The sequence below is a fragment of the Terrabacter sp. P5_B1 genome (assembly GCF_056400505.1).
Window position 1 is genome coordinate 1 of sequence record NZ_JBFULD010000149.1, and the last position, 9,825, is coordinate 9,825.

At 70.5% G+C, this 9,825-nt stretch carries 9 protein-coding genes; 6 read left to right on the forward strand and 3 right to left on the reverse strand.

Annotated features, from left to right (window positions below; translation table 11 throughout):
- The 3 genes from AC1DP0_RS12060 to AC1DP0_RS12070 all read right to left on the reverse strand — a co-directional run.
- The coding region (locus tag AC1DP0_RS12060; RefSeq protein WP_478084804.1) for a M24 family metallopeptidase at positions 1 to 672 on the reverse strand (672 nt) is incomplete at its 3' end.
- 82 nt (positions 673 to 754) lie between these two features.
- On the reverse strand, positions 755 to 2,473 hold the full coding sequence (locus AC1DP0_RS12065; RefSeq protein WP_478084805.1) for an alpha/beta hydrolase: 1,719 nt from the start codon (positions 2,471 to 2,473) through the stop codon (positions 755 to 757).
- Between the two features lie 139 nt (positions 2,474 to 2,612).
- Complete coding sequence (locus AC1DP0_RS12070; protein WP_478084806.1) at positions 2,613 to 3,554, reverse strand: helix-turn-helix transcriptional regulator; 942 nt, start codon at positions 3,552 to 3,554, stop codon at positions 2,613 to 2,615.
- A 195-nt stretch (positions 3,555 to 3,749) separates the two neighbouring features.
- On the opposite strand from AC1DP0_RS12070, the gene AC1DP0_RS12075 reads away from it, so the two are divergent.
- From AC1DP0_RS12075 to AC1DP0_RS12100, 6 genes are all read left to right on the forward strand, one after another.
- Positions 3,750 to 4,157: a hypothetical protein gene (locus AC1DP0_RS12075; RefSeq protein ID WP_478084807.1), complete on the forward strand. Its 408-nt coding sequence runs from the start codon at positions 3,750 to 3,752 to the stop codon at positions 4,155 to 4,157.
- An 84-nt stretch (positions 4,158 to 4,241) separates the two neighbouring features.
- Positions 4,242 to 4,913 (forward strand): DUF6766 family protein, encoded by a 672-nt coding sequence (locus AC1DP0_RS12080; protein ID WP_478084808.1) that lies wholly within the window; start codon positions 4,242 to 4,244, stop codon positions 4,911 to 4,913.
- Positions 4,914 to 5,102: 189 nt separating this feature from the next.
- Positions 5,103 to 5,927: a sigma-70 family RNA polymerase sigma factor gene (locus AC1DP0_RS12085; protein WP_478084809.1), complete on the forward strand. Its 825-nt coding sequence runs from the start codon at positions 5,103 to 5,105 to the stop codon at positions 5,925 to 5,927.
- A 74-nt stretch (positions 5,928 to 6,001) separates the two neighbouring features.
- Positions 6,002 to 6,922 carry an MBL fold metallo-hydrolase gene (locus tag AC1DP0_RS12090; protein WP_478084810.1) on the forward strand — a complete coding sequence of 307 codons (921 nt, stop codon included), beginning with the start codon at positions 6,002 to 6,004 and terminating at the stop codon, positions 6,920 to 6,922.
- The gene (locus AC1DP0_RS12095; RefSeq protein ID WP_478084811.1) at positions 6,919 to 7,506 is read left to right on the forward strand and encodes a DUF2231 domain-containing protein; all 588 of its coding nucleotides are present in this window, start codon (positions 6,919 to 6,921) and stop codon (positions 7,504 to 7,506) included. Before AC1DP0_RS12090 ends, AC1DP0_RS12095 begins: the two co-directional genes overlap by 4 nt.
- Positions 7,507 to 7,589: 83 nt before the next feature.
- Positions 7,590 to 9,797, forward strand: a complete 2,208-nt coding sequence (locus AC1DP0_RS12100; RefSeq protein ID WP_478084812.1) for a catalase — start codon at positions 7,590 to 7,592, stop codon at positions 9,795 to 9,797.
- The last annotated feature ends 28 nt before the right edge of the window (positions 9,798 to 9,825 follow it).

The window sequence follows — 9,825 nt, forward strand, 5'->3', positions numbered from 1 at the left end:
GTCCCCGGCCTCGTGGTGCGGGTTGGCCCCGTTCGGCCCCGAACCGACGACCGTGAAGTCGACCTGCTCGTGCCCGAACCGGCGCAGCAGGCCGGCGAGGTCGGCGGCCACGTCGGTCTCCCTGCGCCCCGCGAAGCGCACCTTGAGGATCTCGCCGTATGCCGCGTCGGCCGCGGCTCCTGCAGCGGAGAGACGCGCCAGCTCGTCCGGTCCCTTGACGGCGCGCATCATCGGCAGCACATCGGTCAACGAGCGGTACGCCGAGCCCGGAAGGCGTCCCTGCAGACCGAGGAGGTGGAGTGCCCAGGCGGAGTCCGAGATGCCGTAGGTGCCGTCCGGTCCGAGCAGCGGAGCGGCCGCCTCGTACGGGTCCGTGCCGTCGGCCCAGTCGATGACCGTCATCCCTCGCACGCCCGCTGCGGCCTCGGCGTCTGGTCGCTCGAGCGCGGGGACCACGAGCGTCGGCGCCTGGTTCGGGCAGAGGACCAGCACCGTCAGCCGCTCGGTGATGGCCGTGGGGCGGTAGCCCGTGAGCCAGACCAGGTCGGGACCCGGTGTCACGAGGACGCCGGAGAGGCCGGCCTCCGCGGCTGCGGCGACGACACGACGCGATCGCGCGAGGTAGTCCTTCGTGGTGAACGGCGGTGGCGGCTCGACGGCTACTGAGGTCATGGGCGGTCTCCTCGGGACGTGCCTCATGCTAGGGCTGCACTCGGCAGCGGCTGCTCATCCGGTCAGGATGAGATCGCGGGCGCTACTCCAGTGCCGAGATCTCCGTCCTCAGCGCGGCAAGGTCAGCCGGCGTGAAGCCGGCGGGTCGCATCACGGCATACCAGCCGTCGACGTACTCAGTCGTGTACTTGTGGCCGTGACCCGGTGGGACCCCGGTGGAGAAGGGCAGGTCGGCGCTGACCTGCCAGAAGGTCACCAGGGGCATCCAGAACATCTGTGGGAGGACGTCCTTGCCCGGGGTCTCGCCGATCCAGTCGGGCTCGGTGAAGAGCAGGCGCGGGGTCCACCAGACGATCGGGTCGGAGGGGTGCATGAGGTAGAGCACCCGGGTCCCCTCCCACGGCTGCCCCGCCGGAGGTACCGAGCTCCCGGCATCCGTGGCGAACCGCACCGTGCGGCCGTTCTTGTAGACCGGCTGAATCTCCGGGCTACCCGGATCGCGATGGTCACTGAACTCCCGGAACAGCGTGTTGAAGTTGGGTGGTCCTGCGAAGACGGTGCCGGCGGTGCGGTTGCGCAGGTCGTACTCCCCGCTGAAGGCGGTCTCTCCCCCGAACGTCCCCAGACTCTCGCCGCCCACGAAGAGCTTCGGGCGCTGGTTCGCAGGGAGGCGCGACCAACGGTCGTAGACCGCATCGAACAGGGCGCGGCCCGCCTCCCGGGCCTTCGTCTGGTCGACCAGGAACGACAGCCACGACGGCAGGTAGGAGTACTGGATGGCCACGGTCGCCGCATCGCCCCCACCCAGGTACTCGAAGGGTGAGACCAGCGCGGGGTCGACCCAGCCGCTGCCCGTYGTGGTCAGGACGAGCAGGTTCGCCCGCTGGAAACCACCCGCCCGCTGGAGGTCGTCGACTGCGAGGGCGGCCCGCTGCTCGGTGTCGTCCGCCGAGTCCAGACCGGCGTAGATCCGGATCGGTTCGTCGGCGGGTTGGTGGACGATCGCCGCGATGTCGCTCGCCGTGGGCCCCGAACCGGTGAACGTCCGGCCCTCCCGGCCGAGGGAGTCCCACGGGACCAAGGAGCCTGGCCCGCCGGACCGGAGGCCGGTAGAGGGTTGGGCCACGCCTTCCTCGGTGATCCCGTTCCGGACGGAGAAGGCCTCGTCCATGGCACTCACCAAGCCGTCGAGCAGGACTCCGCTGACGAGGAAGCCGACGGTGACGGTCACGAGCACCCAGCCGGTCGCTGCGGCCGCGCGCCGGCCGACGTGGCGCGCTAGGCGGTCCGCGACCCAGTGGTAGAGACGTCGGATGCCCCGGCTGAGTGCGAGGAACAGCGCGAAGAAGAACACCGCGACGAAGGGCGACGCGACGACCAGGGCCACGTTGTACTCCGTGACCCCCATCAGGGCCCGGATCTCGTGCTGCCAGTACTGGCCGAGAGCGAAGAACACCAGCAGCACGGCACCGGCGATGATCAGGAAGGCGCGCCAGGACGAACGTGTGGGGACCCGGGCGTCCCGGTCCGCGTAGGCGCGCCACAGCCATGCGACCAGGACCCCCACCCCATAGCCGATGGCTGCCGTGATCCCGCAGACCAGGCCCTGGATGAAGCCGCCGCGCGGGAGCAGTGACGGCGTCAACGACAGGGCGGCGAAGACGACCGCGCCCCAGCACCCTGGCAGGGTGAAGTGCACCAAGCGCCGGAAGCGACCCGGGACGGTCGGCGCCGCGTCGGCCGCCTCGCCCGCGACGCGCCGGTCTTCGGTGAGCGGAGGGTCGTACACCTCTTCAGTCATGCCTGCTCGTTCCAGTCGGCGGTGAGCGCTGGGTCACCGGGATCCTCGTCCCTGACGCGTCTCAGCGTGCCGCCTCGCGACTGACGGGGCATCGTCCTCCGAGGGCCAGATCAGCGACGATCCCGCGTGCAGGCCCCACTCAGCCCCGCAGGGTCGCTCCCGGGCGGACGCCGTACCTGTCGCGGTAGGCAGCCGCGAAGCGTCCCTGGTGGGAGAACCCCCACGAGAGGGCGATCTCGGTGACCGTGGTTCCCCCGTCCCGGCCACCCGCCTGCAGCTCGGCGTGAGCGTGCTCCAGGCGCACCCGGCGCAGGTAGGCCAACGGGGTGGATCCGACGTCTGCGAACGCGTACTGGACGGATCGTGCCGTCACGTGCGCAGCCGCCGCGATCTGGGCGAGGGTGATGGCCTCGGCGGCGTGTTCCTCGATGAAGGTCTTCGCCGATCCCAACGTGAGGGACGTCGCGTCCCTGCGGTCCCCGGAGGTGGCTTCGGTACGCCCGTGGCCGGCGAACGTCGCCAGTACCGCCGTGGCCAGCTGCTGGGTCGCAGACGAGAGCGGGAGCGGGAACCGCGCGGTGTCGACGGTGAGCACGTGGTGGACGACGTCGCGGATGACCCCGGACAGCATCGCCGCTGACGCGGCGTCCACGGGATGAGCGCCCAACCTGGTCGGCTCACTCGCGGGCGCCCGAGCATGACGCGCCCGGGATGCCATGGCATCGCGAAGGAGGCGCGGGTGAAGACCGACGACGTCAGCCCGCAGTGGGTGCTGCCGGCCACGGCACGACGCGTCGGGCTCGGCGATGATGCCGACGGCGGACGATGCGGCGCGCAGGTCCCCCGTCCGTCCGGGGTGCCACCTCGTGGCAGCGCCGAGCAGCAGCAGGCCGGTCGGTTCCATCTCGTAGGTGATGTCGGACGTCAGGTCCACGCGTGCGACGGACAGGCCGCCACCGACCGCGTGCACGATCCTCGCCACGGGCCGCGCCTCGTCGGTATGGAGGTGAACCTCACCGTACGTGTCCGACAGGAACACCTCTGCAGCCGCGAGGTCATGGGTGTCGAGCAGCGCGGGCATCCGGGACTCCTTCGCGTCTCGCTGTCGTGGTGGGCAGGTCAGCAGGCCCGCGACCGGACCTGGCCGCCGCCGGGGTCCGACGGCACTTCCACCGTGTGCATACCCGGCACCGCGCTCACTTCGTCGGGCCCCAAGACACGCCCCCCGCCGCGCGACCTACCGCCTGTTGCTGAGGACGCGTCCTAGTCTCATGCCATGAGGTCACCGCGGATCCTGGGTGTCGTGGTCGCGACGGTCCTTGCATCGGCTGCCTGCTCTGCACCGTCGTCGGAGTCGCAGTCGGCAGCTGCCGGGCGGTCGGCGCAGGCCTTCGCCGCTGCGCTGCCGGCGAACTCGTCTGCGGCGTGTGCGCTGTTGGCCCCGCAGACCGTGCAGGAGCTCGAGCAGACGTCGGGCAGCTGCGACCGGGGAATCGCCGATGCGCAGCTCCCGCGGGCGGGGAAGGTGGTCGACGTTCAGGTCTACGGACTCGATGCCATGGTCGAGCTGGAGCACGACACGATGTTCCTGGCCCTGTTCGGCACGGGATGGCGGGTCACCGCGGCCGGGTGCAAGCCGCAGGAGCAGGGCCGTCCCTACTCCTGCGAGATCAAGGGGGCCTGAGCTCATGCGCTTCGCGTTCGTCTCCATCCTGGTGTTCATCGCCGCCGGACTGGCCGCCTGCATCGCGATCGGGCTGGTCCAACGATGAGGTGGCTTCGCGAACAGAGCCTCACGGTCGCCTWCACCGTGCTGCTCCTGCTGGCCCTGGTGGGCCAGGCTCTGACCGGTCTCGCGTTCTACAACGACCAGGCCGCAGACGCGGGCTTGCCCCCTATGGACCTCCTGCGGTACGTCACCTCGTCGCAGTTCGCCGTCGACGTCGCGGAGAACTGGCAGTCGGAGTACCTCCAGTTCCTCCTGTACATCCTGATGACCGTCTGGTTCGTCCAGAAGGGCTCGCCCGAGTCCAAGCCCCTGGATCGAAGGGGCCGCGAGTCGGACAAGGACCAGAAGGTGGGTCCCCACGCCCAGGAGGACTCCCCCGCCTGGGCTCGGGTGGAGGGCTGGCGCCGCAACCTCTACTCCCGCTCCCTCGGGCTGACGATGGGAACGATCTTCTTCCTTTCGTGGGGGGCACAGTTCATCGCCGGCCGCTCGGCCTACAACGCCGACCAGATCCAGAACCTCCAGGCGCCGCTCGGGTGGGGCGACTACCTGAGCGCGCCGGACTTCTGGAACCGCACCTTCCAGAACTGGCAGTCCGAGTTCCTGGCTGTCGCGAGCATGGTCGTCCTCAGCATCTACCTGCGCGAGCGAGGTTCGCCGGAGTCCAAGCCCGTGGGCGAGCCCCACACGTCGACGGGCGTCGAGGGCTGACCGAGACCGGCCCTCGGGAGCGGCGGACGGGATATGCCGCGTCGGTCCGTTCCGTGCACGACGGCACGCTTGCGAGGGCAAGAGTTCGTTTTCTGGCTTTCCCCGCGGCGCTGGGCGTGCAACGGTCAGAGGACGCCGAGCGGTCCAGACACAGCGCCGACTCTGCCGTCCACCGGACGGAGCACGACCATGGCACCACACGGCACGACCACAGACACGCGCCCCCTGCACCACGAGCGGGACGAGCAGACCAGAGACCTGTTCCGGGCACTCCAGCCCCAGCCCGACCGCCAGTCCGCGCAGCGCATCGTCGACCAGATCGTCGAGCTGTACCTCCCCCTGGCCGACGGGATGGCCCGTCGATACAGGAACAAGGGCGTCGAGGTCGACGACCTGGTGCAGGTTGCCCGGCTCGCTCTCGTCAAGGCGGTCACGCGCTATGACGTCGACACCGGCGGGGCGTTCGCGGCCTTTGCCGTGCCCACCATCTCCGGCGAGATCAAGCGCTACTTCCGGGACCACGGCTGGATGGTGCGGCCCTCACGACGGGTGCAGGAGCTGCGCATCACCGCGAGGTCCTGCCGCCTGCGACTGGAGCAGGAGCTCGGCCACACCCCCTCGCAAGCCGAGCTCGCCGAAGCGCTGGGCGTCTCTCAGGAGAGCTTGGACGAGGCCGACGCCAACGACTCCAGCTTCCGGCCGCTGTCGATCGACGCGCCCGGCGGGCCCAGCGAGGGAATGTCCCTGGCGGGAGCGGTGGCCGTGCCGGACCTCGACCTGGAGCACGTGTGTGACCACGTCGCCCTCTCCGACGCGCTCAGCGGTCTGGACGAGCGGACGCGCCAGGTCCTTCGTCTCCGGTTCGTGGAGGAGAAGACCCAGCGGTGCATCGCCGAACAGCTCGGTGCGAGCCAGATGCAGGTGTCCAGGCTGCTCAAGCGCACCTTGGAGAGCCTCCGAGAGTGCCTGGGGGACGAGGAGAGCGGTGTTCTGGCGGAGCAGCGGGCCAGCTAGGCGGGGTGCAGTGGTCAGTGATGAACCATGTGGACCGAACCGTCGGTCCTCGGCCAGTTCTCGACGGAGGTCCCATGGACGACCCAGTGGCAGTCGATCCGGCAGCCGGTAGCCCGGACCCTGGGGGCGCCTCCGACGCCGGGGTGTCGCAGCAGGCGGCGTTGACGTTCGTCGGGACGGCGACGACGGTGCTCGAGCTCGGCTCGTTCACCCTGCTCACCGACCCCAACTTCCTCCACCGCGGGCAGCGTGCGTATCTCGGCAAGGGGCTGTGGTCCCCTCGCCTCACCGAGCCGGCGCTCGCGATCGAGGACCTGCCGACGATCGACGCCGTCCTGCTCTCCCACCTGCACGGCGACCACTTCGACCGGGTGGCCCGCCGCGGACTGTCTCGTGACCAACCCGTCGTCACCACCCCGCAGGCGGCGCGCCGGCTGCGCCGTTGGGGCTTTGCGAGCCAGGGGCTGGAGCCGTGGGACGAGGTCGAGCTCGTGCACGGCCACGAGCGGCTGACCATCACCTCGGTGCCCGGCATCCACGCCCGGGGACTGCTGCGCGCCGCGCTTCCCCCGGTCATGGGCTCGGTCGTCGAGCACCGGGTGGATGGCCGGCTGCAGCACCGGCTCTACATCAGCGGGGACACCCTCACGGGACCGCACCTCGACGAGATCAGGCAGAGGTTCCCTGCCATCGACACGGCCGTCGCGCATCTCGGCGGCACCCGGGTGCTGTTCCACACCGTGACGATGGACGCCGACGAGGGCGTGGACTTCGTGCGACGCATCGAACCGCGGCAGGCGGTTCCCGTGCACCACTCCGACTACGGCGTCTTCCAGTCACCGCTGAAGGACTTCCTCCATGCGGCCCAGCAGGCGGGCCTGCGCCACATCCGTCCGGTGGGGCCGGGCGAGCGTCTCGACCTCAGCGACCCCGCCGCAAGCCCCGTCGTCAGCCCGGGGTTCACGCGCCCGGGAGCGGGTAGAGGTCGGTCATGAATGTCACCGACACCCCCGCAACCCGCTCCCCCGCCGCCACCCGCCTGCTCGAGCGTCTCGTCGAGGGGCGACGCTCGCTCGACGGCGTTGCTGCGGCCCTGTCTCCCCTGGCCCACCGGGTTCGCGGGGACGGCCCGTGGCGTCGACTGGTCACCGGCGAGGTCGTCGGTCATGCCGCCCATCCCTTCCTGACCGACCTGCCGATCGGCTTCTGGACCTCCGCGTCGCTGCTCGACCTGGTCGGGGGTCCGGGGGCCGAGGCCGCCGCCCGCCGGCTGGTGGGTGCCGGTCTGGCGTCCGCTCCCGCGGCGGCGCTCACCGGCCTGGCCGAGTACGACGGTCTGACCCCGCGATCCCGTCGCGTGGCCGTCGTGCATGCTGCCCTCAACGTGGCGTCGCTGGGGCTGTATGCCGCGTCGTGGGCTGCGCGGCCGCGGCGACGGCGCGCGGGAGTTGTCCTGGGACTGGCCGGGTTGTCGGTGTCGGGAGTGTCGGCATACCTCGGTGGTCACCTGGCGATCGGCGAAAAGGTCGGAACGACAACGCAATTCGGCGCAGCTAGAGAATCGGCCGAACCGGCCTGAGGAGTCGGCCGACCAGTCCGATCGCTCGTGCCGTGACGCCGCGGCTCGGGACGAACATCTCACATCGGGTACGGGGTGGGCACCTGACGAAGGAGACAACTGTGGAAGAGCCACGCACCCCGCCCACCGTCGCCGAGCCCAGCACGCCGCACGAGCCGTTCCCGCCGCAGCCCGACCAGAGCGCCCCCGAGCTCGTCACCGCTACGGGGAAGCCAACGGGAGCACCAGGGCACGCCCGGAGCCAGTCCGGAGCCTTCCTCACGACGAGCGTCGGTACGCGGCTGCGCGACACCGACCACTCCCTCAAGGCCGGTGAACGCGGTCCGACGCTGCTCCAGGACCACCACCTGCGCGAGAAGATCACCCACTTCGACCACGAGCGCATCCCCGAGCGTGTCGTGCACGCGCGAGGCTCCGGTGCGCACGGCGTCTTCCGCGGTTACGGGAGCGCCTCCGAGATCTCCGTGGCCGGCTTCCTCGCGGAGGGTGTCGAGACGCCGGTCTTCGCAAGGTTCTCCACCGTCCTCGGGTCGCGGGGCTCGGCCGACACCGTGCGCGACACGCGCGGGTTCGCGGTGAGGTTCTACACCGACGAGGGGACCTTTGACCTCGTCGGCAACAACATGCCCGTCTTCTTCATCCAGGACGGCATCAAGTTCCCTGACGTCGTCCACGCGGCCAAACCGCACCCCGACCGCGAGATCCCCCAGGCGCAGTCGGCCCACGACACCTTCTGGGACTTCGTGTCGCTGCACACCGAGGCGCAGCACCACACGATGTGGAACATGTCGGACCGAGGCATCCAGGCCTCCTACCGGATGATGGAGGGCTTCGGCGTCCACACCTTCCGGCTCGTCGACGCCGAGGGCGCCTCGACCCTCGTGAAGTTCCACTGGAAGCCGAAGGCCGGGGTGCACTCGCTCGTGTGGGAGGAGGCGCAGCTCGCAGCCGGTGGCGACCCGGACTTCCACCGCCGCGACCTGGCCGACGCCATCGAGGCCGGTCACCTCCCCCAGTGGGAGCTCGGGATCCAGACGTTCCCCGACACTCCCGAGCAGACGTTCGAGGGCATCGACCTGCTTGACCCGACGAAGTTCGTGCCGGAGGAGCTCGCACCCGTGCAGCCCGTGGGACTGCTGACCCTGACGGCAAACCCGACGAACTTCTTCGCCGAGACCGAGCAGGTGGCGTTCCACGTGGGCAACCTCGTGCCCGGCATCGACGTCACGAACGACTCGCTCCTGCAGGCGCGTCTCTTCTCCTACGTCGACACGCAGCTGACGCGCCTGGGTGGCCCGAACTTCAACCAGATCCCGGTCAACCGCCCGCACGCCCCGGTCAACGACATGCTGCGGGACGGCTACCACCAGCACGCGGTGCCCTCCGGCGTCGCGCCCTACCGGCCGAACTCGCTGGACGGGGGGTGCCCGTTCAGCGCCGGCGCCGAGGATCACGCGTTCGTCGAGGTTCCGGCCGTGGTGCAGGAGAGCGCGAAGGTGCGCGCTCAGGCCCGGTCGTTCGACGACCACTACTCCCAGACCCGGCTGTTCTACCGGTCGATGAGCCCGGTGGAGCAGGACCACATCAAGGGGGCGTACGCGTTCGAGCTCGCCAAGTGCTACGAGCAGTCGATCCGTGAGCGGCAGCTGCAGTGCCTGGCGAACATCGACGAAGACCTCTGCGCCTCCGTCGCCCTGGCTCTGGGCCTCCCCGCCCCCGCCCCGACGCTGGAGCTCGAGGACGTGGCACCGAGTGCGGCCCTGTCCCAGGTCGGGACCCCCTACCCCGCAGACGGTCGCAAGATCGGCGTCGTCGTCGACGCGTCGACCGACCCGGAGGCCGCGGCGGGCGTCGTCGCAGCCGTCGAGGCATTCCGGATGACACCGTTCGTCATCGCGCCGCGCGGCGGGACGATCGGCGACCTCGTGGTGTCCCGGACCTATGCGACTGCGCGCTCGTTCGAGTACGACGCGCTCGTCGTCCTCGGAGCGGCGCCTGCTGGCGACGCGGTCGTGGGTCGCGACGCCAGGGCAGGTCAGCCTGCGGCAGGCGCTGCCCCCGTGGACCCACGCATCGCGGTCATGGCGGCCGAGATGTGGCGGCACAGCAAGGGAATCGGAGCCTTCGGCGAGTCCGGTGCTGCGGCGCTGACCGCGGCCGGCATCCCCGAGGACGGTGCCGGGATCGTCTCCGGACCCGACGCGGGCAACCCCGCCGACGTGCTCGGCGACCTGACCGAGCTGCTCACGCTGCACCGCATCTGGGACCGCTTCTCCCCCGCGAGCGCCTGACCCTGTCCGGTGTCGGCCCCGCCCTCGA

What these genes read in the sequence shown, in the direction of transcription:
- AC1DP0_RS12090 (WP_478084810.1), top strand. Translation starts at nt 6,002, where the DNA reads ATGGACGACCCAGTGGCAGTCGATCCGGCAGCCGGTAGCCCGGACCCT.
- AC1DP0_RS12095 (WP_478084811.1), top strand. Translation starts at nt 6,919, where the DNA reads ATGAATGTCACCGACACCCCCGCAACCCGCTCCCCCGCCGCCACCCGC.
- AC1DP0_RS12070 (WP_478084806.1), bottom strand. Translation starts at nt 3,554, where the DNA reads ATGCCCGCGCTGCTCGACACCCATGACCTCGCGGCTGCAGAGGTGTTC.
- AC1DP0_RS12085 (WP_478084809.1), top strand. Translation starts at nt 5,103, where the DNA reads ATGGCACCACACGGCACGACCACAGACACGCGCCCCCTGCACCACGAG.
- AC1DP0_RS12075 (WP_478084807.1), top strand. Translation starts at nt 3,750, where the DNA reads ATGAGGTCACCGCGGATCCTGGGTGTCGTGGTCGCGACGGTCCTTGCA.